This window comes from Campylobacter sp. JMF_14 EL1 (assembly GCF_027737585.1).
In the GTDB taxonomy this organism is placed as follows: domain Bacteria; phylum Campylobacterota; class Campylobacteria; order Campylobacterales; family Campylobacteraceae; genus Campylobacter_B.
Map to the genome: position 1 here is coordinate 280,325 of NZ_JAOVTW010000002.1, position 21,237 is coordinate 301,561.

The window sequence follows — 21,237 nt, forward strand, 5'->3', positions numbered from 1 at the left end:
AAAAGGACAAAAAATGGATATTTCTAAAATCAAAGCAGGTTCAAACCCTGATAAAATCAACGCTGTAATCGAAATTCCTTACGGCTCAAACATAAAATATGAAATCGACAAAGAAAGCGGTGCGGTTTGCGTTGATCGCGTTATGTATTCGGCGATGTTTTACCCTGCAAACTACGGCTTTGTGCCAAATACGCTAGCAGATGACGGCGATCCTGCCGACATTTTGGTACTAAATGAATACCCGCTTCAAGCAGGCTCAGTAATCCCATGCCGCTTAATCGGCGTTTTGGTTATGGAAGATGAGAGCGGAATGGACGAAAAACTTCTAGCCGTGCCGGTTAGCAAAATCGACCCACGATATGAAAATATCAAATCTCTAAGCGATTTGCCAAAAATCACGCTTGATAGAATCAAAAATTTCTTTGAAACCTACAAAGCGTTGGAGCCGGGCAAATGGGTGAAGGTCAAGGATTTCGAGGACGCTAGCAAGGCCGAGGCAATCCTATCTCGCGCAATCACAAACTACAAATAATAATTTCGCCCAAATTTCGGGCGAAATTTCACTTCCGCTATGATTTACCTAGCTCAGACAGACACCACAGCCGGATTTTTAAGCAAGGACTTTACGCAGATTAACCGCGCGAAAATGCGCCCCAAAAACACTCCCTGCGTGCTAACCACGGCAAATTTAAACGAGCTAAAAACCTTAGCGCGCGTGCCAGAAAAATTTAAAAATCTCGTGCGAAGGGCGAAAAAATCGACCTTTATCTACCCAAATCAAATTTCACTTCGCTATGTGCAAGGCTGTGAGCATGCGAAATTTCTGCGACAATTTGGCGCGATGTATTCGAGCTCAGCGAATTTGCACGGCGAGAAATTCGACGAAGAGTATGCGCGCGAAATCGCAGATATCATCGTAGATGAGAAATTTAGCGAGCATGCCCCCTCGAAAATGTATAAAATTTCAAATTTTAAAATTAAAAAAATTCGTTAAATTTAGATTTAATTCAAATATTGTAAAATCACACAAAAAATTTCTTAAAAGGAGCGAATTATGGTAAAAAAATTTCTAATCCTTAGCGCGGTTTGCGCATTTGCCTTGGCAAAGGGTGGTTTTGTCGGAGGTGATGGCAGCAGCAAGGGCGAGTTCGTCGAATACGGCGCCAAATCATACCGCGTAGTTAGCGTCAAAGAGGCGAAAGATTTGCGCGATGATACGAAGGTAACCCTAGTGGGAAATATCAAAAAACGCCTAAATAACGACGATAAATATCTATTCGTGGATAAAAGTGGCGCCTCTATCACCGTAGATATCGACGATGATGACTGGAATGGCCTAGTCGTGAGCCCAGATACCAAAATCCGCATAGTCGGCGAGGTGGATAAGGATTTAGTCGGCGTAGAAATCGATGTCGATGATGTCTTGCCTGTGAAATAATTTTGCGTAAAATTTAGCGCAAAATTTTACAAAATTTATATTTCAAATCCCACGCTGCCGCAAGCCCGAAATACTGCCTCGCTTGCGGTGGCGTTTTTAAATTTCGCTAAATTTTCTAAAATTCCCAAATTTAGCCGTATTTTTTAACCAAAATTTAAAAAACCCCTTGACAATTCCCCCCCCCCCCCCGTTGTATAATTAGATGGAATTTAAATAAAAAGAACATTTTCAATAAAAGGAGCAAAAATGAAGTTAGTAAATTTAAGTATTTGCTTGGTTTTAGTTGCTGTGTTTAGTGGTTGTTTTAACGGCACAAATTCGCCAAATTCGGTGGCACAGGAGCAAGAAGCTTTGCAAACACAAGATTTAGAGCTATTGCAAAATTTACAAAGCATAGATTTAAACAAAACTTTTGACAGCAAAGGTGCTTTAAGCAAATATGGCAAAGCCGAATTTAACGAGCTTAAAAAAATCTCAAATGATAAACCTATCATCTTGTTTGTCGATAAAATCGAGCCAAAAGTTATGCAAAATTTGCAAAATGGTTTTAGAGAGTTGAATTCCAAACAAGAATTTTTTGTTTATGGTGTTGCAGACGGGGTTACCGAGCGTATTTCGGCACTTGGTTCAATCGATATTGATGAGTTAAAAAACTCAATCCGAGACCGTCGTAGTTGGCGAGAATTGTGTTTGAAAAATAATTCGATTTTTCATTGTCGCAGAAGTTCTTTTGACCCAAGTAAAATTTTAGTAGTAAAACAACCTGCTCTTTCAGAGAGTAGAGCGACAACAACTCATAGAGTAATAGCAGAACAAGACGCAACAAATTCAAAAGTTTCAATACAAAAAAAGGCTAAACAATGAATTCAAAATTTAAATTTTCATTAGCTGCACTTACTGTGCTTAGTAGTATGGCTGTGGCGGGGGATAGTTATGAGATTTTTTATGACAATGGTTACTTCTATTATAAAAAAGGCGATAATGCACCTGTTAAAGTTCCGAATAATGCAAATTTTAACCCAACTGATGATAATAAAAATATTATAACCATTAATATTACAGGAACAACATTAGAATTGCAAACTGTCGAAGGAGGTGGATATGAAAAAAACAAAATAACCCTTGACGGCGGAAATATAGGACATATCTATGGTGGGCGCCATATTGGTTCAGGTGATCAATCTGTTAGCCAAAATACAGTATATATAAATAGTAACAATAACAATGGCGGCAGAGTATCTTACGGTATCTATGGAGGTTATACTGAGGCACCATCGCAAGCAGTTAAAGAAAATAAAGTATATATTTCAGGTGGTTATCATACTGCCGATATTTATGGTGGATATTCTTCTCGTAATGGTGGAGCAAACGCAATAAACAACTTGGTAGAGATCACAGGCGGACAATTATTAGGTGATGTGTATGGCGGATATGCAAATAGAAATGGAGCCGATGCAGAAGGCAATTCCGTCAAATTCAATGGTGGTATTCATTATGACAAATCTGTTTATGGTGGTTATTCTGAAAACGGTTCAGCTAAAAATAATTCGGTGATTTTAAATAATGGAACAATTACAAACGGAAATATTTATGGTGGATATTCAGCAAACAAAGGAGATGCTACAAATAATACTGTAATAATATCTAGACCTACTAGCTCAAATGTTTATGGTGGATATTCAGATGATGGAGATGCTATAAATAATACTGTTACTATTGAATGCGATAATGTTGGTTATATTTATGGTGGAGACGCGTATTGGTCACAAGATAGTCGCACTGGTAATACTTTAAATTTGGGTTCTAATGATTATCGAGTAAAAGAAGTTATTGTAAAAAATATATTTAACTTTGAAAATTTAAATTTTTACCTACCTACTAAGTTAGATAACGATTATTTTGCTATGAAATTTACCGATAAAGATACAACCGACCTAACAGAAACAAAGATGATAACAATTAATGGCTCGGCTGACGGATATAAAGCCTATCTTGACGGCACTGATAACAAATACTACTTGTTAAAAAGCGATGGTAAAATCATCGTTAATGACACTTGGCTAAAAAGCACTCAAAGCGTTACGGGAAATACCTTTAATGTAACTTCAAAAACAGAGTATAATGTCGCCAAAGGCGGAATTTTTCTAAGTGATGATGAAAAAGGTTTGTTTATTTCTAGTGAAGTTGTCTCAAACGAAAAAATACAAGGCGACACATTTGGCGACACCGAAGACGGCATAGCTGACGGCATAACCGTAAATTTAAACAATGGCGCTGACTATGGTGGTTTAAACCTAAATTTATCTAACTATCAAACTACAATCAATCTAGAAAACGCTAAAAATGTAGGAGAGATAAATGCCGCAAGTAGTGATGTAAGTATAGCTAACTCTACACTAAATGGTAGCACAAGTGTAAAAAGCCTAAATTTATCAGGCGATATTACTGCCGGTAATGACATCTTAACCGTAAATAACATAGTGCTAAATCAAGCAGATCTAACACTAAATGGCGGTTTAAGATCAACTAACGGAAGCATTATTTTTGGCGATTCAAAAGCAACTATAACGGGAGATATAGAAGCAAACAAGGTAAGCTTTTTTAGTGGTTCAAATTTAAATACAATCACAGCAAATGATATAAAAGCAAAAGAAATAGAATTTTATCTATCAAATTCAGTTAAATATGATAGCACAGCTCTAAAACTAACCACAACAGGAAATACTGATTTAAGCTCTACAAAGGTAAGTGCGTTTTTAGCTGATGCTAGTGGTTTAAGCGGAACAGGCGTAATACACCTAATCCAAACAGCAGGAAAGCTTACTGCTCCAAGCACAACCGATGTAAGCGGAGTTGATGTAAATGTAGGAAATTTGATTAATGTCAAAGCAAATATAGAACTTGATGCAAACCAAAAGAATTTAGACCTTAAATTTAACGGCGACCCTGATAATAGCGGTGGTGGCTCAACTGGCGGTTTAGGCACAGGCGGTTCAGGTTCTGGTGGTGCTAAGGCTAATGAAAACTCAAAACAGCTATTAGAGACAAATTTAGCAGGCCTAATCGCAGTGGGCGAGGCCGGTAGCATGCTGGGTTCGAATTTGGATTCTATCGTAAATTTGGCCGCAAATGGTGGCGAGAGCGGTAGCGATGCTGTCGTCTATGCCGTTTCAAGCGGAAATGACAAAAAATACAAAACAGGCTCGCATGTCGAAAGCAAGGGATTTAGCGTCAATGTCGGCGTAGCTGGCACACACAGCCTAAGCGGTGCAGACTTGACCACTGGTGCATTTATCGAGTATGGCAGGGCAAGCTTTGAAACTCACCTAGACAACGGCTTAGTAGGCAAGGGCGATACCGAGCTAATAGGCGGTGGCGTGTTTGCCAAATACCAAAGCGTGGCTGGATACTACACCGAGGGAAGCCTTCGCGTAGGCAAGCTAAAAACCGAAGCCGACAAGGGTCTATACGACGAATACGAAATTTCTAGCTCGTATTATGGCGCGCACTTTGGCGTGGGCAAGGTTTTTGCGCTAGGTGCCTCAAACGACCTTGATATCTATGCCAAATACTTCTACTCTCATACCGAGGGCGATGAAATCACGCTAAAAGGCGTAAATGTGGCGTTTGACGCTATGAGTTCGCATAAAGTGAAATTTGGCGTCAAAGACACTATGAAATTTAGCGAAACTAGCGCGGTTTATGCAGGTCTAGCATATCAGCACGAATTTGACGGCGACGCTACTGGGCGAGTTAGCGCGCTAAATCAAAGCGCAAGTATCGCAAGCCCAAGCCTAAAAGGCGCAAGCGGAATCGCTGAGGTAGGCTACACTTACGACAGCGGTGCGCTTAAATTTGACATTGGCGCGAAAGGTTATGCTGGCAAAGAGCGCGGATATAGTGGAAATGTCGGATTGACATTTAGGTTTTAAATTTGAAATTTAATGGTTAAATTTCATAAAATTTAGTCAGCAAGGGAATTTGGCAAATTTGCTAAATTCCCTTTTTATTTGCCAAAATTTGGCTCGTAGCTCAAAATTTCACAAATCTTTATCATTTCATTACCAAATAGAGTTAAAATTTCCCCAATCGCTTTGGCGAAATTTTTAATGGAGGCTAAAATGCTAAGATACGCCATAATCTTCCTAATCATCGCAATCGTGGCTGGAATTTTCGGCTTTGGCGGGATCGCTGGTACAAGCGCAGGTATTGCGAAAATCCTGTTTTTTGTCTTTCTTGTGCTTTTTGCGATTTCATTTGTTTTAAAATTCATCAAACGCTAGCTTACGAAGCCTTTGCGCTTCGTAAATTTGGCGTGTAACTTAAAATTTATCCTTACTTCGCTACAATCACGCATTAAATTTCAAAGGTTAATCATGCAAAGTCTAGCGCTAAAATTTCGTCCCAAAAGCTTAAATGAAATTCTAGGTCAGAAAAAAATCGTGGAGCTTTTTAAAAAATTTATCGCTTCTGGCAAAATTCCGCATAGTATATTTTTCGGCGCGGCAGGGTGTGGCAAAACCACTATGGCGCGCGTGCTCGCAAGCGAGCTGAACTACGATTTTTACGAGCTTGACGCCACGAGCCTAAAAGTCGAAGATATCCGCAAAATCCTATCTGCGCACTCTGGCGTGCTAGCCAAACCGCTGATTTTCATCGACGAAATCCACCGCCTAAGCAAAACCCAGCAAGAGGTTTTACTAATCCCAATGGAAAATTACGAAGCGATTATCATCGGCGCTACCACGGAAAATCCGCAGTTTGTCATAAGCTCCGGGATTCGCTCTCGCTCGATGATTTTTGAGTTTGAGCCTTTGGGGGCGCAGGAAATGAGCGAGCTTTTTGAGCGAGTGCAGGGCGAGCTGGACTTCGCGTGCGATGATGACGCCAGAGAGTATCTTATACACACTAGCGCAGGGGACGGGCGAAGTCTTTTAAATTTGCTCGAATTTGCGATTTTGGCTGATAGCAAAATCTCTCTCGATACTCTAAAAACACTGCGCGCGAGTGCCGTCGCACAGGGGGTAAGCTCGGACGATACGCACTACGAGCTAGCAAGTGCGATGATAAAAAGCCTGCGTGGAAGCGACGCGGACGCCGCCCTATACTATGTGGCGCGCCTAATCGAGGCTGGGGAGAGCGCGGATTTCATCGCTAGGCGCATGGTAATTCTAGCTAGCGAAGATATCGGCAACGCCAATCCAAATGCCCTAAATATGGCGGTTAATACACTTTTGGCAGTCAGCAAAATCGGCTACCCAGAAGCTCGCATAATACTGGGACAATGCGCGGTATATTTGGCACACTCGCCCAAATCAAACTCCGCTTACAACGCCATAAACGAGGCTTTGAAATTCGTGCGAGAGGGGGAAATTTTGCCTACGCCAAGGCATTTGATAAACTCGGACAAAGAGATCGCAAACTACCTTTATCCGCATGATTTCGGCGGCTGGGTGGAGCAAGAATACACTAGCGCGAGAGTGAAATTTTACCACAGCAAACAAATCGGCTTCGAAAAAACGCTAGATGAGTGGCTTAAAAAGATAAAGGGTGAAATTTGAATTTTACGCAAAATTTAGCGTAGAATTTTACAAATTTATCATTGCAAAAGCGATATTTTGGCTTTTATATATTTTTTTATCTTTAATCTTTGCTATTTTCTTGCTATAATCTTTGTAAAACCGCAGAAAATGGGAGTTGAAATGTTTTTGGTCATTTTGTTTTCTATCATCTTATTTTTTTGATAAAAAAATATGGCTCTTTGGTTTTTGCGCTGTTTTTAGCCATTTTTGGTGGCGAGTATGATACAGACTTTTAATCATACTATGCGTTAAGCTCTCGCTCTCGCGAGTTGTTTTTAAATTCTTTATTTTGGTAAATTTCACTTTTTTGATACAATACAAGCGTAATAAGTGGCAGATATACCATGTGGTCGTGTTGCGCCGTTTAAATAGTGCCATCGCGAGTTCAACTCTCGTCACCATTTATTACCTTTGAAATTTTTATTAAAGCTTTATGTTGAATTAAGACTGCGATCGCCACCCAAAAGTAGCCACTTTGGGTAAGTTCAGCCCTTTTGTTAGGGTCGCGGGTATAAGTCTTTACCGCAAACATAAATGCCAAGAGCTTGGCTAGCTCTTTTAAAATCTAAGAGTTGATGGCGGTAACATAGTAGTCCGGGCAATCCCTTTAAAAGCAGGATAAGATTGCGTATTGTAGGTGCGAGTCCTACCGCTCTTAGATTTAAATTTTATATAATCTAAATAAGCAAAGCAAAGGCGTAGCCAAAGCAGAGCAAATTCATCATACAAAGGCAAATTTATGGAAAATGTCGCGCTAGGACTTTTATATGTGTTTATCATAATCGGCTTAATTTCATGGGTGGGAAAAAGGTTTTTTGATTTGCCGACTGGCTGGTCGATTTTAGGCTTTTTGGCTCTTTTGGGCGGTTGTAGCGAGTAAAAACTTGTTTTAGCCTTTCGATGAGTTCTTTGAAATAAGCGCAAATTATCCAAAAATAAAATTCAAGCTTAGTGTTTCGTGGAATTTGAAATTTTAAAATTTTGTAGATTAATGCCCTGCAATGGTAAATTTGCGCCACCGCAAGGCATGAAGTGTGATTTACGCCATAGCTTCGGCGCGGGCTAGAAGCTCTTTTGCCCCTTTGGCGATAAATTTATCGCCAAAATCTGTGCCGATTTTTTGCGCCATTTTCGCATTGATTCCTGCGCGTGCAAGGCAGAGTTTATCCTCGATAAACTCGCTTCCATCAGGCAGTCCCACGACTGCGCGCACGATCACGCTATCATCTGAGATTTGCGCATTTACGCCGATTGGCACTTGGCAACCGCCCTCCAATCTCGCCACAAATGCCCTTTCTAAATTTGTCGCAAGCACGCTGTTTTCGTCGTTTATGAAATTTAAAATTTCGAGCAACTCTTTTTTGTCGGCACACTCAATCCCAAGTGCTCCTTGACCCATTGCAGGCACCATTTCATCGAGCTCGAAGGTATAAACATACGCCACTTCGGCTCTTAAATTTAGCCTATTTATCCCAGCCATTGCCAAAATTATCGCGTCAAATTCGCCGTCTTTTAGCTTTTTGAGGCGTGTTTGGACATTTCCGCGAAGCGAAATAATCTCCAAATCAGGGCGCATTTTTAGTAGTTGCATTTTACGACGAAGGCTTGTGGTGCCGATTTTCGCACCCTTTGGCAGGTCGCTAAATTTAGCGTATTTTTCGCTAATCATCGCGTCCCTTTCGTCCTCCCTAGCACCGATTGCAGCCAAAACTAGACCCTCGGGAAACACAACCGGCACATCTTTTAGGCTATGCACGGCTAGGTGGGCTTCGCCTCGGAGCATACACTCTTCTAGCTCTTTGGTAAATAGCCCCTTGCCACCGATTTTTGCAAGCGGTGTGTCTAAAATTTTATCGCCCTTGGTTTTCATACTTTTTAGCTCGACCTTAACTCCGTGTTTTTGCTCGATTAGCGATTTTATGTGTTCGCTTTGCCATAGAGCCAGCACGCTTCCGCGGGTGGCTATGATTAAATTTTGCATTTATTCTCCTTTTTTCTCTTCGATGATTTCAGCGTCGATTATATCGTCGTTTGCGTGGTTTTTGGGTCTGTAATGGGTGCTGTTTTGCGCGCTATAATCACTGCTGTTTCGATAAAATGTGTCGTTTTTGGAAGCGGGGTTTTTCAGGTATAAAATTACTGCCGCTACGAGCAAGCAAACGCCCAAAATATCGCTAAGTATGAGTGGCACACATAGCGCAAAACCAGCCGCGACAAAGCCAAATTCACTCAAAATATATTTTGGCGTGATACGGGCGAAATTTGCCAAATTTACCATTGGGTGTTTTGTCATCAAAAATAGCCCCAAAATCGTGCTGGCAAGGACTTCGATGACAAAAATCACAAATCCGTTTGCATGCAAAAAATGGTATGTGATTATCATTTCTAGCACCAAATACGGAAGTATCAAAAACCTAAACATTTCTATCCTTGCTGAAATTTAAAGCGCCAATTTTATCAAAAGCTTTCTAAATTTTCTATTTTTTGCATTAGCGCTTCGCACGATTTGGCGATATCGTCATAACAGCTCTCAAAATCGCGTGTGTAGTATGGATCTGCGATGATTTTTTGCGATTTTGGCGCGTTTTGGCCTACCGCAAATTCGAGTAAGAATTTTACTTTTGGCGAATTTAGCCCAAAAATTCGGGCAAGGGCGCGCATATTTTCCTCGTCCATACACAAAATCAAATCAAAATTTTCAAGATCAGCTTTTGTGATTTGCGTGGCAACATGAGTCATGAGAGGCACGGCCTTTTCGCGTAATACTCGCTTGGTTTCGTAGTAGGGCGCAGAGCCGATTTCATCGGTGTGAGTGGCTTTGGAATCGCAATGAATTTTATCCTGCAAACCGCGAATTCTTACTAAATTTTCCATGATAGCCTGCGCCATTGGCGAGCGACAAATATTTCCGTGACAAACGAATAAAATTCTCATTTCTGCCCTTTATTGCGTGATTATGTCGTAGTGATTAGGGATATTTGGTGCGAAAATTTTCTCGTCTATTTTCTCATTTTTGCGCACGCTTTGCAGATTTATCACGACTTTATTATCGAGTTTGTCGGTGTATGAGATTTGGCTAGGGGCGTCGTTTTGGGTGGTGATGAAGTATTTCACGCCGTCAAGCTCGGCTTCGTAAGCGCCTGATTTGTTTTGTTTCGCGCCAGATAAAATCGCCACTAAATTCGGCGTTTCTTTGATATTTGTGATGATAGCTTGCTCCAAATCAGGCTCGATGACCGTAACCTTTGTGAAGCTAAAAAATATATTTTTTTTCGTTGGGCTTGTGTAGTGCCACACGGCATGCTCTTTGGTCGCGCTAAAATCGCCTGTGTAGTTGATTTTGGCGTCTTCGCTTTGGACGCTTTGGGTGAAATTTGCGCTTAGAGTGTCGAATTCGAGCGGATTTGCGAGCGAAAACGAAGCGCAAAGTGCCAATACAAAAACAGATTTTTTCATATCTCAAACCTCTTTAAATTTAAAATTTTGCGTTATTATAGCTGTTTTTATTAAGTTTAATTAAATAAAAACTAAAAATATGGTAATATGTTCGGTTAAAATTTTAAAATGAAGGTTTGAAATGTTTAAAAGAGTAGTTAGAGGGATTTTTGGCACGAAAAACAATCGTGTGGTCAAACAATACGCAAAACGCGCAAAAGAGATAAACGCGCTAGAAAAAAAATACGAAGCACTCGATGACGAGGCGTTAAAGGCTGAATTTAACGCGCTTAAAGAGCAAATCCAAAATGGCGAAACGACAACTGATAAAATTTTGTATGATGTTTTTGCTATCGTCAGAGAGGCCTCAAAAAGGGTGCTAAATATGCGCCATTTCGATGTCCAGCTAATCGGCGGTATGGTTTTAAACGACGGCGCGATAGCTGAGATGAAAACAGGCGAGGGAAAGACACTGGTCGCAACTCTTCCTGTGGTTTTAAATGCTATGAGTGGCAAGGGCGTGCATGTCGTGACGGTCAATGACTACCTAGCCAAACGCGACGCCGAGCAAATGGGCGTTTTGTATAATTTCTTAGGACTTAGCGTTGGCGTAGTAGTCGGTGGCGAGTATAACGATACTAAGCGCAAAGAGGCTTACGCTTGCGACATAACTTACGGCACAAACAACGAATTTGGCTTTGATTATTTGCGTGATAATATGAAATTTAGCAGCGAAGACAAAGTGCAAAGAGGTCATCATTTCGTAATCGTCGATGAAGTCGATAGTATCTTAATCGACGAGGCTAGAACTCCACTAATCATTTCAGGCCCTACAAACCGCACACTTGATGGCTATGTCAAAGCAAACGAAGTAGCCAAACAAATGGTGCAAGGCCAGGCGCCAGATGATCCAAAAGAGAAGCCAACTGGCGATTTTATCCTAGATGAAAAAAATAAAAGCGTGCTAATTACCGAAGCAGGTATCGCAAAGGCTGAAAAACTCTTTGGCGTAGATAACCTATATAAGCTTGAAAACGCCGTTTTGAGCCACTATTTAGACCAAGCATTAAAAGCAAATTATATATTTAAAAAAGATGTCAATTATGTCGTGCGCGACGGACAGATAATCATCGTAGATGAATTTACAGGCAGACTAAGCGAGGGGCGTCGTTTTAGCGAGGGCTTGCACCAAGCCCTAGAAGCCAAAGAGGGCGTGCAAATCCAAGAAGAGAGCCAAACCTTAGCTGATATTACATTTCAAAACTATTTTAGAATGTATGAAAAACTAGCAGGCATGACCGGCACAGCCCAAACCGAGGCGACTGAGTTTTCTCAAATTTATAAATTAGAGGTCGTTTCAATCCCTACAAATATCCCAGTGCAAAGACTAGATCAAAACGATTTGATTTACAAAACAGAGCGCGAGAAATTTAACGCCGTAATCGAGGAAGTAAAAAGGCTAAACAAAAAAGGTCAGCCAGTCTTAGTGGGCACCGCGTCGATCGAAAAATCAGAGCTACTTCACGAACTTTTGGTTAAAGAAAAAATCGCTCACTCTGTGCTAAATGCCAAAAACCACGAAAAAGAGGCGCAAATCATCGCCGAAGCCGGTGCAAAGGGCGCTGTAACAATCGCTACAAATATGGCGGGTCGCGGTGTAGATATCCGCATAAATGATGAAGTCAGGGAGCTTGGCGGGCTTTATATCCTAGGTACAGAACGCCACGAAAGCCGCCGTATCGACAACCAGCTCCGTGGTCGCTCAGGCCGTCAGGGAGATCCAGGCGAGAGTAGATTTTATCTGAGCTTAGAGGATAATTTGCTTCGAATTTTTGGTAGCGATAAGATTAAAAATATCATGGAGCGTTTGGGTTTGCAAGACGGCGAACATATCGAGTCGAAAATGGTCTCTCGTGCCGTAGAAAATGCGCAAAAAAAGGTCGAGAGCCTGCATTTCGAGGCCAGAAAACATATCCTAGAATACGACGATGTCGCAAACGAGCAGAGAAAGACGATTTATAAATACCGAAACGAGCTTTTGGATAAAGAATTTGACCTAAAAGACAAAATTTTGCAAAACCGCGAAGAGTATATAGCAAGCGTGCTAGATGATTTGGAGATTTTCGACGGAGATGAGAAGGAAAAATTTGATTACGAGGCGATAATAAACCGCATTTTAAATGATACTGGCGAGATGCTAAATGAGGCGAATTTGAAAAATGCTAATGATTATGGCGAGCTAAAAAGCGTGATTGTAGAGCAACTTCAAAACTCTTACGAGGAAAAAATGAGCCAAATCGATCAGGCTCAGCGCAAAGAGATCGAAAAAATGCTTTATCTGCAAATCGTAGATCGCGATTGGAGAGAGCATTTATACCAAATGGATACCCTAAAAACGGGCATTGGACTAAGGGGATACAATCACAAAGACCCGCTAACCGAGTATAAAAAAGAAAGCTACAATCTCTTTATGGAGCTTGTTTTGCGCCTAAAAAGCGATAGTATCCGCACCTTGCAACTAATTCGCTTCAAAACCCAAGAGGAAATCGACGCCGAAAGAGAGGCTATGCAAGAGCAAATGCGTAGCGAAGCGCAGGACGAAATAAACAAAGCTAACACAAATGAAGATGAAATTTCAAATTCAAGCGAAAATTCAAATTCGAGTGAAAATCAAACCGCAGAAAATAGCGAATTTTCGCTAGGCGCGAAAAAACCTAAACGAAATGACCCATGTCCATGCGGAAGCGGTAAAAAATACAAAGACTGCCACGGTAAAGGTGGCCCTAAAAAAGGCGGTTTTGCAAGGTAACTTGCAAACGCCTAATTTTAAAATTCGCAGGGCAGACTTTGATAAAATATCTACTTTTTAAATATTTGCGTTTCGACAAATCTCAGCCATTTATCATGCTTTCTGCGATTTTGGCGTTTTTGGGCGTGAGTATCGGACTAATGGTGCTAATCATCGCAATGGCGATAATGAATGGTTTCGATAAAGAATTCCAGCGCAAACTCTTTACGATGAACTATCCTATCACGATACACAGCCAGTTTCGTGGCGGTATCACAAACGATGATGTCGAAATTTTAAAGGGTGATTTCCCAAATTTAAAATTTAGCCCATATATCAGCTCGCAAGTCATCGCTAAAAATGGCGATAGATTAGAGGGTGGAATAATCTTTGGCGTAAATTTGGCTGATGAAATTCAAATAAACTCAGTCGTCGCACAGGGGGCGAAAGACGCGAATTTGAGCGAATTTGGCATTATGGTCGGTAAGGGCATAAGGGACGAATTTATGCTGGATATGGGCGATAAAATCACAATGATTTTTACCAAAAACGACCCAGGCGGATTTGCGCTGATTCCTAAAATGAAACGATTTGAGGTGCGCGCTAGCTTTGATTCTGGTTTGATTGCTTATGATAAGGCGTATTCTTACGCTAGCGTGGGCGATTTGGCGAAAATTTTGGGCTATGACGATGGGCGATATGACGGGGTGCATGTTTTTTCAGACGATCCATTTAAGGACTTAGAAATCATTAAAGAAAACCTCCCGCCGAGCGCGCGCGCCGTTGGCTGGTGGCAACAAAACGGCAACTTTTTCTCAGCCCTTGCGCTTGAAAAACGGGCGCTTTTTTTGGTACTTTTGCTAATAATCTTAGTGGCTAGCTTAAATATCATTAGTTCGCTTTTGATGACCGTGATGAATCGTCGCCAAGAAATCGCGCTTTTGCTTAGCCTTGGAGCGAGCAAAAAAGAGGTGAAAAAGACATTTTTCTCGCTTGGGGCGACGATTGGCGGAAGTGGAATAATCTTTGGCCTTATTTTGGGGCTTTTTGGGGTTTGGTTGCTTGGAAATTTCGATATCATCGACCTGCCAGCCGATGTTTATGGAAGCAGCAAACTGCCTATGGAGCTCTCATTTAGCGATTTGATTTCTACCGTGGTAGGAGCTGTGATAATAGTAGCGCTCTCATCGTGGTATCCAGCCAAAAAGGCCACCGAAGTCGATGTTTTGCAAACTTTGCGTAATGAATAATTTAAATTTAATAAAGGAGAATTTATGAAAAAGTTAATTTTATGCGCCCTAGTGGCTGGGTTTTTTATCGGTTGTGCTGGCACAAAAGAGCCGGGCGTGAGCGAGAGCGCGCCAATCGAGCAAAAAAAAATTGAGCCAAATTTCAACCAAAATAGCGCTGGTTGCACCACAGGCTGCATGGACGCCGTAATCAAAGCCCAAGAAGCAAACAAAAATATAAAAAGATAAAATTCAATGGTAGTTTTTTTAACTACCATTTCCACTTAAAATTCCCAAATTTAGCCCAAAAATAAATCTGATTTTTATTAAATTTAAGGTAAAATTGAAGCTTAAATTTTTATTTAAAGGTTTTTTATGACTTTAATCGACGGAAAAGCGATAAGCGCAAAGGTCAAAGAAGAGGTAAAAATCGCAGCCGCAGGGCTTAGTGCGAAGGGTGTAACTCCGGGGCTTGCGGTGATTTTAGTGGGCGAGGACAAGGCTAGTGCTACTTATGTGGCTAGCAAAGAAAAGGCGTGCGTAGCGTGCGGGATAAATTCTTACCCATATCATCTAAGCGCGCAAACTACCGAAACTGCGCTATTAGAGCTAATTGATGAGCTTAATGCTGATGAAAATGTCGATGGCATACTTGTCCAACTTCCACTTCCAAAACACATTGATACAAATAAAATTTTAGAAAAAATCGATCCTAGCAAAGATGTCGATGGATTTCACGCTGTAAATGTCGGCAGATTGGTTAGTGGATTAGAGGCTTTTGTGCCATGCACGCCACTTGGCATTATGCGACTTTTGGCTGAATACGGCATAGAAACAAACGGCGCAAACGCTGTGGTAATTGGCAGAAGCAATATAGTCGGCAAACCTATGGCAAATTTGCTTTTAAACGCGAATTCTACCGTTACTATCACACACTCTCGCACCAAAAATTTAGCCGAAATTTGCTCGCAGGCTGATATCTTAGTCGCAGCGATTGGAAAGCCAAATTTCGTAACCCCTGATATGGTAAAAGATGGCGCAGTGGTCATTGATGTAGGTATAAACCGCCTAGAAAACGGCAAACTAACTGGCGATGTGGATTTCGACGCAGTCGCGCCTAAATGCTCGTTTATCACGCCAGTTCCTGGTGGCGTGGGTCCTATGACCATAGCAATGCTACTTCAAAACACAATCACATCGGCGCGCAACCGCCTAAAAAGAAGCAAATAAATGAAATTTTTAGGTTCGCTTTATCGCTTTTCATCTAGCTGGGTTGGCACGATTTGCATTGTGCTTTTTATCATACTTTTTGTGGCGCAAGCTTTTGTGATTCCAAGCGGATCGATGAGAGTTACGCTTTTGGAGGGCGATTTTTTGTTTGTGAAAAAATTTAGCTACGGAATACCAACTCCTCATATCCCATTTATCGAGGTTCCAGTAGCCCCAGATAGTGACGGAGATGGACATTTAATCCAAGGCAAACGCCCAGCTCGTGGGGATATTGTGGTATTTCGCTATCCAAAAGACGAGAAAATTCACTATGTTAAGCGAAATTTCGCCGTTGGTGGAGATGAAGTGATTTTTGATTTGGAAAATTTTTATCTTCGTCCAAACGAAGGCGATGAATTTATAGAGCAAAACTACGATAAAAGCGATATTGTCATCTTAAACGGACAAAAATATGTAAAAGAGCCGTATAAATTCAAAGGCATAAATTATAATCCGCATTTTAGAAACGCTATGCGGGCAAGCATGCTTGGAAATTTAGAGCGCAAAAGCCTAGCAATGCGCCCTATAATGGTGGCTGAGAGCGAGAAGGTCTATGAATACGGCAGTGTGAAATTTAACGCATTTTATATCAAAGTTCCGCAAGATGAGTTTTTTATGATTGGCGATAACCGCAACAACTCGGGCGATAGCAGGTATTGGGGCACCGTGCCGTATCGCCTAATCGTAGGCAAGCCGTGGTTTACTTATTTTAGTATCGACTCGGATAAAAAAATCCGCTGGGAGAGAATAGGGCGTTTCATCGACACGCTTCAAAGCGATGAGAGCTTGATTTATGAGCAAAAATAAAGGGAAAATATGCAGATAAAAAAGGTTTTTATTGCGGGTGATCACGCTTCGCCGGCTGTGAAGGAAGAGGTCAAAAAAATAATCGCAAATTTGGGCTATGAGTTCGAAGATTTAGGCACAAATGACGCAAATATCAGCGTGGATTATCCTGATTTCGCGAAAATTTTGGCTGATAAAATTTTGGTTGAAAGCAAAAATTTAGCTAGCGCAAACGGCGAGCAAAACGGCGAAGATAGCACAAAATTTGGAATTTATGGAATTTTAATTTGTGGCACAGGCATTGGGATTTCGATTGCGGCAAACCGCCACGCACATATTCGTTGCGCGCTTTGCCACGATAGCTTAACTGCTAGGCTTTGCAGGGAGCATAATAACGCAAATGTGCTTGCATTTGGCGCAAGAGTGCTAGGAATCGCCGAGATCGAGGATATGATAAAGACATTTTTTAGCACAAATTTTAGCGGCGGCAGACACGAAAGACGCGTGAATAAGCTAGGCGTGATTGCCTGCGATATGAGCGCAAAATAGGGCGAGATATGATAGTGGTTTTTGAAATTTTAAGCTTTGTTTTGGCTGTATTGTTGGTGCTTTCGATTCGTAAAAATATAAAAATTTACGATAAATTGGCAAAATGCGAAGACGAAATTTCAAAACTAAAAGAAAATCAAGAAAAGCTAAAATCTGCGTTGGAGCTTAGCATACAGGCCTTGCAAAGCGACGAAGCAGAAAAGTTAAATTTAAGATTGCAAAATGCAAAATTATTAAAGGATAAACAATGAAAAATCTAAGCAATGATGATAAAGCTTATCTTTTTAAATCATTAAGGACTATCGAGGATTTCCCTAAACCTGGGATTTTGTTTTACGATGTAACGACGCTTTTGGGCGATAAAAAGGCATTTAGCTTTTTACTAGATCATCTCGTAGATCGCTACAAGGATTACGAGCTTGATTATATCGTAGGGATTGAGAGCAGGGGATTTATCTTTGGTGCGGCACTTGCGGCTAGGCTGAATTTAGCTTTCGTGCCGATTCGCAAACCAAAAAAACTTCCATATATCACCATTTCGCAAAAATACTCTCTCGAATACGGCTTCGATCAAGTTGAAATGCATGTCGATGCCTTTGACGCAGTCGCAAACGCGCAAAACCGCAAAGCCAGAGTGCTTTTAATCGACGATTTAATCGCTACTGGTGGCACTGCCAAAGCCGCGCTTGATTTGATCGCACAAACAAACGCCGATTGCGTGGAAGCGTGCTTTTTGCTAAATTTGCGCGCATTAAACGATTTGGGTGAATTTGAAGCAAGAACGAAAGTTTATTGCGTTTTAGAGGCTTAGTTTGGAAGAAACGCTCAAAGAAATTCTAACCCAGTATCATCAATACGCTTATATCGTGCTTTTTGCGTGGTGCGCATTAGAGGGCGAAATCGCGCTAGTTTTGGGCGGGATTTTGGCACACGAGGGGCATATAAATTTACCGCTTGGAATTTTTGTCGCGGCGTGTGGGGCGTTTGCGGGCGATCAATTTTATTTTTATATCGGCAGGTATAATAAAAACTACATTAGCAAAAAATTAGCCACCCAACGGCGCAAATTTGCTATCGCGCACCTGCTTTTACAGCGTTGGGGCTGGATTTTGATATTTATCCAGCGATATATGTATGGGCTTCGTATGATTATTCCGATGAGTATCGGCATTACTCGTTATAGTGCCAAAAAATTTGCATTTATAAATTTTATAAGCGCGGTTGCGTGGGCGAGTATGACGATGATACCTGCGTGGTATTTCGGCAAGCAAATTTGGCAAGCGATAAATTTGATCGAGCAATACTGGTATTTTGCAATACCGCTGATTGCCGGAATTGTCTTTGGGTTTTATAAAATTTTTGCAAGATTAGAAAATCATTTTATAAATTTAAGAAAGGATAGAGATGAAGGTAACATTATTGAATCAAAATTTTGACGCGATAAATGCGGATTTTGAATTGATTTTTATCGTCGGTGGCGACACAGCTCACCGCTTTGTCAAAGACGGCGATAAATTTGATTTTTTTGATTACAAAGGCGAGGGAAATTTGCTTTTAAGCGAGCAAAAAAGGCTATATATAGGCATAAAAGCCCTAGAATATGACCGTGTGAGAGTGGGCGTAGCGCAGGCATACAACACGCTAAAAAATCTTAAAATTTCAAATTTTAAAATCGCATTTTATGATTGCGGTTGCACGAAAAAAAGCGCAATGGCTATGGCCGAGGGCGCAGTGCTAGGCGCGTATGAGTTTAACAAATACAAAAGCGAAAAAAAATCCTACACTCTAAATGAAATTTTTATCGCTAGCGACACATACACAGGCTCTACGCTAGAAGCCGATAAAGCTGGTCGTGGCGTGAAATTTGGCATTATTATGGCGGACGCGGCGAATTTCGCCAAAAACGGTGTCAATGAAATCCCTGAAATTTACACTCCGCACAAAATGGCAGACGAGGCTGAAATTTTGGCTTCAAACTACGATGATGTCAGCGTAGCTGTGTATGATGAGAGATTTTTGGAAGAAGAGAAAATGAACGCGTTTTTGGCTGTCAATCGCGCCTCAGCTCATCGCCCACGCCTAATCCACCTTACCTACAAACCTGAAAAATGCCTTCAAAAGGTCGTTTTCGTGGGCAAGGGTTTGACCTATGATAGTGGCGGACTTAGCCTAAAACCGAGCGATTATATGCTGACAATGAAAGCCGACAAAAGTGGCGCGCTTGCAGCTATGGCGATTATCAAAGGTGCTGCCGAGCTTGATTTGCCTTTTGAAATACACGCTATCATCGGCGCTACCGAAAACATGATAGGCGGCAACGCTTACAAACCAGATGATGTGCTAATCTCTCGCTCTGGCGTGAGTATCGAGGTGCGAAACACAGACGCAGAGGGTAGGTTAGTGCTAGCTGATTGTCTAAGCTACGCTCAGGATTTAAACCCTGATTTGCTAATCGATATGGCGACACTTACAGGGGCTTGCGTAGTGGGACTTGGCGAATACACAAGCGGAATTTTAGGAAATAACGAAGAGTTAAAGCTAAAATTTAAAAATTTAACCAAAGCTAGTGGCGAGTTATTTACGATTTTAGAATTTAATGATTATTTGCGAGAACTTATCAAATCAAATATCGCAGATGTCGCAAATACAGCATCTAGCAGATACGGTGGCACGACCACAGCGGGACTTTTCCTTGATAAATTTATCAAACCTGAATTTAAAGACAAATGGCTCCACCTCGATATTGCAGGCCCAGCCTATGTCGAAAAAGCGTGGGGATATAACCAATTCGGCGCGACAGGTGCGGCAGTTAGAGCAAATCTATACTACCTAATGGCTCTGCAAAAAGAGCTAGAAAAGAGGGGCTAATGGGGCTTTCTGTTGGAATCGTAGGTTTGCCAAATGTGGGCAAATCTACCACTTTTAATGCACTAACAAAGGCGCAAAATGCCCAGGCGCAAAACTATCCATTTTGCACGATCGAGCCAAACAAGGCTATCGTGCCGGTGCCTGATACTAGGCTCGATGAGTTAGCCAAAATCGTAAATCCAGAGCGTATCATGCACTCGACAATCGAATTTGTCGATATCGCTGGACTTGTCAAAGGTGCTAGCAAGGGCGAGGGTTTGGGAAATAAATTTCTCTCAAATATCCGTGAAGCTGAGATTATTTTGCATATAGTGCGTTGCTTCGAAGACGGCAATATCACGCATGTCGAGGGCAGTATCGATCCGATCCGCGATATCGAAATCATCGAAACCGAGCTTGTTTTAGCCGATATCGAGCAGTTAGGCAGAAAAATCGAGCGGCTAAACAAAGAGGCCAAAGCAAACGCCAAAGGCGCCAAAGAGGCCTTGGCACTCGCAAATGAGCTTTTGGAGCATTTAAATTTAGGCAAACCTGCTTCAAATTTCGCAGACAAAGACAGCGAAGTGTTTGCGAGCCTAAACAAAGAGTTGCGTCTGCTTTCTGCAAAAGAGGTGATTTATGGCGCAAATGTCGATGAGGACGGCATAGCGCAGGATAATGAGTATGTAAAAGCCGTCAAAGAGTATGCAAATGCGCGAAATGCCGAAGTTATCAAGCTTTGCGCTAAAATCGAAGAGGAATTAATCGGTCTAGGTGATGATGAGGCGCACGAAATGCTTCAAAGCCTAGGCGCAGAAGAAAGCGGACTAGATAATATCATCAGAAGATCTTTTGCGAAGCTAAATTTGATAAGCTATTTTACCGCTGGGGTTATGGAAGTGCGCGCATGGACGATAACCAAAGGCTGGAAAGCGCCAAAGGCGGCTAGCGTGATACATAATGATTTCGAGCGTGGCTTTATCCGTGCAGAGGTCATTAGCTACGATGATTTCGTGGCGCATGGAGGCGAAAGTAGGGCAAAAGAGGCAGGAAAAATGCGCCTAGAAGGCAAGGATTATGTCGTAAATGATGGCGATGTAATGCATTTTAGGTTTAATGTGTAATTTAATTTTTTTTTGAAATATGCAAATTTTGATTTTTTTTCTTAAAATTTAAGTTTTTTTACATTAAAATTGCTTGAAATTTTTGAGGTGAAATTTGCAAATTTATCTAAAATTTATGGTAAATGGGCGCGCGTTATCTTTCTATTTACTTTTTTTAGGTATTTTTCGGTTTTATTTTTAAGGAGTTAAA

The 21,237-nt window shown here is 41.3% G+C and carries 25 protein-coding genes; 19 read left to right on the top strand and 6 right to left on the bottom strand.

Annotated features, from left to right (window positions below; all coding sequences use genetic code 11):
* Positions 1-13 precede the first annotated feature (13 nt).
* The 5 genes from ppa (at position 14) to OFN73_RS04925 (ending at position 5,370) form a co-directional block, all read left to right on the top strand.
* A complete protein-coding gene (ppa, locus tag OFN73_RS04905; RefSeq protein ID WP_270862480.1) occupies positions 14-532 on the top strand; it encodes an inorganic diphosphatase in 519 nt (172 codons plus the stop codon).
* Between the two features lie 39 nt (positions 533-571).
* Positions 572-994, top strand: a complete 423-nt coding sequence (locus OFN73_RS04910) for a Sua5 YciO YrdC YwlC family protein (RefSeq protein WP_270862481.1) — start codon at positions 572-574, stop codon at positions 992-994.
* A 60-nt stretch (positions 995-1,054) separates the two neighbouring features.
* Complete coding sequence (locus tag OFN73_RS04915) at positions 1,055-1,438, top strand: YgiW/YdeI family stress tolerance OB fold protein (protein WP_270862482.1); 384 nt, start codon at positions 1,055-1,057, stop codon at positions 1,436-1,438.
* Between the two features lie 246 nt (positions 1,439-1,684).
* Positions 1,685-2,302, top strand: a complete 618-nt coding sequence (locus OFN73_RS04920) for a hypothetical protein (protein ID WP_270862483.1) — start codon at positions 1,685-1,687, stop codon at positions 2,300-2,302.
* Entirely contained in the window at positions 2,299-5,370 is a 3,072-nt protein-coding gene (locus OFN73_RS04925; protein ID WP_270862484.1) for an autotransporter outer membrane beta-barrel domain-containing protein, read from the top strand. The genes OFN73_RS04920 and OFN73_RS04925 overlap by 4 nt, the downstream gene beginning before the upstream one ends.
* Before the next feature lie 74 nt (positions 5,371-5,444).
* On the opposite strand, the gene OFN73_RS04930 is transcribed toward OFN73_RS04925, so the two are convergent.
* Positions 5,445-5,576 carry a hypothetical protein gene (locus tag OFN73_RS04930; protein ID WP_270862485.1) on the bottom strand — a complete coding sequence of 44 codons (132 nt, stop codon included), beginning with the start codon at positions 5,574-5,576 and terminating at the stop codon, positions 5,445-5,447.
* Between OFN73_RS04930 and OFN73_RS04935 the strand changes: the two genes are divergently transcribed.
* Together OFN73_RS04935 and OFN73_RS04940 are read left to right on the top strand one after the other, a co-directional pair.
* The gene (locus OFN73_RS04935; protein WP_270862486.1) at positions 5,560-5,721 is read left to right on the top strand and encodes a DUF1328 domain-containing protein; all 162 of its coding nucleotides are present in this window, start codon (positions 5,560-5,562) and stop codon (positions 5,719-5,721) included. The genes OFN73_RS04930 and OFN73_RS04935 overlap by 17 nt on opposite strands.
* Positions 5,722-5,814: 93 nt before the next feature.
* Complete coding sequence (locus OFN73_RS04940) at positions 5,815-6,999, top strand: replication-associated recombination protein A (RefSeq protein ID WP_270862487.1); 1,185 nt, start codon at positions 5,815-5,817, stop codon at positions 6,997-6,999.
* A gap of 171 nt (positions 7,000-7,170) precedes the next feature.
* Here the strand turns inward: OFN73_RS04940 and OFN73_RS04945 are convergent, their stop codons facing one another.
* The gene (locus OFN73_RS04945; protein ID WP_270858814.1) at positions 7,171-7,422 is read right to left on the bottom strand and encodes a hypothetical protein; all 252 of its coding nucleotides are present in this window, start codon (positions 7,420-7,422) and stop codon (positions 7,171-7,173) included.
* A gap of 337 nt (positions 7,423-7,759) precedes the next feature.
* Here OFN73_RS04945 and OFN73_RS04950 point away from each other — a divergent pair, with 337 nt between their 5' ends.
* The gene (locus tag OFN73_RS04950) at positions 7,760-7,900 is read left to right on the top strand and encodes a hypothetical protein (RefSeq protein ID WP_270858815.1); all 141 of its coding nucleotides are present in this window, start codon (positions 7,760-7,762) and stop codon (positions 7,898-7,900) included.
* 159 nt (positions 7,901-8,059) lie between these two features.
* Here OFN73_RS04950 and hemC read toward each other — a convergent pair whose 3' ends face one another.
* From hemC to lolA, 4 genes are read right to left on the bottom strand one after another with little or no spacing between them, the layout of a single operon-like run.
* Positions 8,060-9,001, bottom strand: a complete 942-nt coding sequence (hemC, locus tag OFN73_RS04955) for a hydroxymethylbilane synthase (protein WP_270862488.1) — start codon at positions 8,999-9,001, stop codon at positions 8,060-8,062.
* Positions 9,002-9,442: an FxsA family protein gene (locus OFN73_RS04960; RefSeq protein ID WP_270862489.1), complete on the bottom strand. Its 441-nt coding sequence runs from the start codon at positions 9,440-9,442 to the stop codon at positions 9,002-9,004.
* Between the two features lie 35 nt (positions 9,443-9,477).
* Positions 9,478-9,954: a low molecular weight protein-tyrosine-phosphatase gene (locus tag OFN73_RS04965; RefSeq protein WP_270862490.1), complete on the bottom strand. Its 477-nt coding sequence runs from the start codon at positions 9,952-9,954 to the stop codon at positions 9,478-9,480.
* A 9-nt stretch (positions 9,955-9,963) separates the two neighbouring features.
* The gene (lolA, locus tag OFN73_RS04970) at positions 9,964-10,476 is read right to left on the bottom strand and encodes a LolA-like outer membrane lipoprotein chaperone (RefSeq protein WP_270862491.1); all 513 of its coding nucleotides are present in this window, start codon (positions 10,474-10,476) and stop codon (positions 9,964-9,966) included.
* 121 nt (positions 10,477-10,597) lie between these two features.
* Between lolA and secA the strand changes: the two genes are divergently transcribed.
* From secA to ychF, 11 genes are all read left to right on the top strand, one after another.
* A complete protein-coding gene (secA, locus tag OFN73_RS04975) occupies positions 10,598-13,264 on the top strand; it encodes a preprotein translocase subunit SecA (RefSeq protein WP_270862492.1) in 2,667 nt (888 codons plus the stop codon).
* A 95-nt stretch (positions 13,265-13,359) separates the two neighbouring features.
* Positions 13,360-14,493 (top strand): ABC transporter permease, encoded by a 1,134-nt coding sequence (locus OFN73_RS04980; RefSeq protein WP_270862529.1) that lies wholly within the window; start codon positions 13,360-13,362, stop codon positions 14,491-14,493.
* Between the two features lie 24 nt (positions 14,494-14,517).
* Complete coding sequence (locus OFN73_RS04985) at positions 14,518-14,721, top strand: hypothetical protein (protein WP_270858823.1); 204 nt, start codon at positions 14,518-14,520, stop codon at positions 14,719-14,721.
* A 126-nt stretch (positions 14,722-14,847) separates the two neighbouring features.
* Positions 14,848-15,702 (top strand): bifunctional methylenetetrahydrofolate dehydrogenase/methenyltetrahydrofolate cyclohydrolase FolD, encoded by an 855-nt coding sequence (gene folD, locus OFN73_RS04990; RefSeq protein ID WP_270862493.1) that lies wholly within the window; start codon positions 14,848-14,850, stop codon positions 15,700-15,702.
* Positions 15,703-16,548 (top strand): signal peptidase I, encoded by an 846-nt coding sequence (gene lepB / locus OFN73_RS04995; RefSeq protein ID WP_270862494.1) that lies wholly within the window; start codon positions 15,703-15,705, stop codon positions 16,546-16,548.
* A 9-nt stretch (positions 16,549-16,557) separates the two neighbouring features.
* Positions 16,558-17,076, top strand: a complete 519-nt coding sequence (locus OFN73_RS05000) for an RpiB/LacA/LacB family sugar-phosphate isomerase (protein WP_270862495.1) — start codon at positions 16,558-16,560, stop codon at positions 17,074-17,076.
* 8 nt (positions 17,077-17,084) lie between these two features.
* Positions 17,085-17,327, top strand: coding sequence for a hypothetical protein (locus tag OFN73_RS05005; RefSeq protein WP_270862496.1), 243 nt, complete (start codon positions 17,085-17,087; stop codon positions 17,325-17,327).
* The gene (apt, locus tag OFN73_RS05010; protein WP_270862497.1) at positions 17,324-17,887 is read left to right on the top strand and encodes an adenine phosphoribosyltransferase; all 564 of its coding nucleotides are present in this window, start codon (positions 17,324-17,326) and stop codon (positions 17,885-17,887) included. The genes OFN73_RS05005 and apt overlap by 4 nt, the downstream gene beginning before the upstream one ends.
* Position 17,888: 1 nt before the next feature.
* Positions 17,889-18,512: a DedA family protein gene (locus tag OFN73_RS05015; RefSeq protein WP_270862498.1), complete on the top strand. Its 624-nt coding sequence runs from the start codon at positions 17,889-17,891 to the stop codon at positions 18,510-18,512.
* Positions 18,481-19,944 carry a leucyl aminopeptidase gene (locus tag OFN73_RS05020; RefSeq protein WP_270862499.1) on the top strand — a complete coding sequence of 488 codons (1,464 nt, stop codon included), beginning with the start codon at positions 18,481-18,483 and terminating at the stop codon, positions 19,942-19,944. Before OFN73_RS05015 ends, OFN73_RS05020 begins: the two co-directional genes overlap by 32 nt.
* Entirely contained in the window at positions 19,944-21,047 is a 1,104-nt protein-coding gene (gene ychF, locus OFN73_RS05025; protein ID WP_270858831.1) for a redox-regulated ATPase YchF, read from the top strand. The genes OFN73_RS05020 and ychF overlap by 1 nt, the downstream gene beginning before the upstream one ends.
* Positions 21,048-21,237 lie beyond the last annotated feature (190 nt).

Excerpts from the sequence above, each read along its gene's own strand:
- ppa (WP_270862480.1), top strand. The coding sequence starts at position 14 with ATGGATATTTCTAAAATCAAAGCAGGTTCAAACCCTGATAAAATCAAC.
- OFN73_RS04910 (WP_270862481.1), top strand. The coding sequence starts at position 572 with ATGATTTACCTAGCTCAGACAGACACCACAGCCGGATTTTTAAGCAAG.
- OFN73_RS04915 (WP_270862482.1), top strand. The coding sequence starts at position 1,055 with ATGGTAAAAAAATTTCTAATCCTTAGCGCGGTTTGCGCATTTGCCTTG.
- OFN73_RS04920 (WP_270862483.1), top strand. The coding sequence starts at position 1,685 with ATGAAGTTAGTAAATTTAAGTATTTGCTTGGTTTTAGTTGCTGTGTTT.
- OFN73_RS04925 (WP_270862484.1), top strand. The coding sequence starts at position 2,299 with ATGAATTCAAAATTTAAATTTTCATTAGCTGCACTTACTGTGCTTAGT.
- OFN73_RS04935 (WP_270862486.1), top strand. The coding sequence starts at position 5,560 with ATGCTAAGATACGCCATAATCTTCCTAATCATCGCAATCGTGGCTGGA.
- OFN73_RS04930 (WP_270862485.1), bottom strand. The coding sequence starts at position 5,576 with ATGGCGTATCTTAGCATTTTAGCCTCCATTAAAAATTTCGCCAAAGCG.
- OFN73_RS04940 (WP_270862487.1), top strand. The coding sequence starts at position 5,815 with ATGCAAAGTCTAGCGCTAAAATTTCGTCCCAAAAGCTTAAATGAAATT.
- OFN73_RS04945 (WP_270858814.1), bottom strand. The coding sequence starts at position 7,422 with ATGGTGACGAGAGTTGAACTCGCGATGGCACTATTTAAACGGCGCAAC.
- OFN73_RS04950 (WP_270858815.1), top strand. The coding sequence starts at position 7,760 with ATGGAAAATGTCGCGCTAGGACTTTTATATGTGTTTATCATAATCGGC.
- hemC (WP_270862488.1), bottom strand. The coding sequence starts at position 9,001 with ATGCAAAATTTAATCATAGCCACCCGCGGAAGCGTGCTGGCTCTATGG.
- OFN73_RS04960 (WP_270862489.1), bottom strand. The coding sequence starts at position 9,442 with ATGTTTAGGTTTTTGATACTTCCGTATTTGGTGCTAGAAATGATAATC.
- OFN73_RS04965 (WP_270862490.1), bottom strand. The coding sequence starts at position 9,954 with ATGAGAATTTTATTCGTTTGTCACGGAAATATTTGTCGCTCGCCAATG.
- lolA (WP_270862491.1), bottom strand. The coding sequence starts at position 10,476 with ATGAAAAAATCTGTTTTTGTATTGGCACTTTGCGCTTCGTTTTCGCTC.
- secA (WP_270862492.1), top strand. The coding sequence starts at position 10,598 with ATGTTTAAAAGAGTAGTTAGAGGGATTTTTGGCACGAAAAACAATCGT.
- OFN73_RS04980 (WP_270862529.1), top strand. The coding sequence starts at position 13,360 with ATGCTTTCTGCGATTTTGGCGTTTTTGGGCGTGAGTATCGGACTAATG.
- OFN73_RS04985 (WP_270858823.1), top strand. The coding sequence starts at position 14,518 with ATGAAAAAGTTAATTTTATGCGCCCTAGTGGCTGGGTTTTTTATCGGT.
- folD (WP_270862493.1), top strand. The coding sequence starts at position 14,848 with ATGACTTTAATCGACGGAAAAGCGATAAGCGCAAAGGTCAAAGAAGAG.
- lepB (WP_270862494.1), top strand. The coding sequence starts at position 15,703 with ATGAAATTTTTAGGTTCGCTTTATCGCTTTTCATCTAGCTGGGTTGGC.
- OFN73_RS05000 (WP_270862495.1), top strand. The coding sequence starts at position 16,558 with ATGCAGATAAAAAAGGTTTTTATTGCGGGTGATCACGCTTCGCCGGCT.
- OFN73_RS05005 (WP_270862496.1), top strand. The coding sequence starts at position 17,085 with ATGATAGTGGTTTTTGAAATTTTAAGCTTTGTTTTGGCTGTATTGTTG.
- apt (WP_270862497.1), top strand. The coding sequence starts at position 17,324 with ATGAAAAATCTAAGCAATGATGATAAAGCTTATCTTTTTAAATCATTA.
- OFN73_RS05020 (WP_270862499.1), top strand. The coding sequence starts at position 18,481 with ATGAAGGTAACATTATTGAATCAAAATTTTGACGCGATAAATGCGGAT.
- ychF (WP_270858831.1), top strand. The coding sequence starts at position 19,944 with ATGGGGCTTTCTGTTGGAATCGTAGGTTTGCCAAATGTGGGCAAATCT.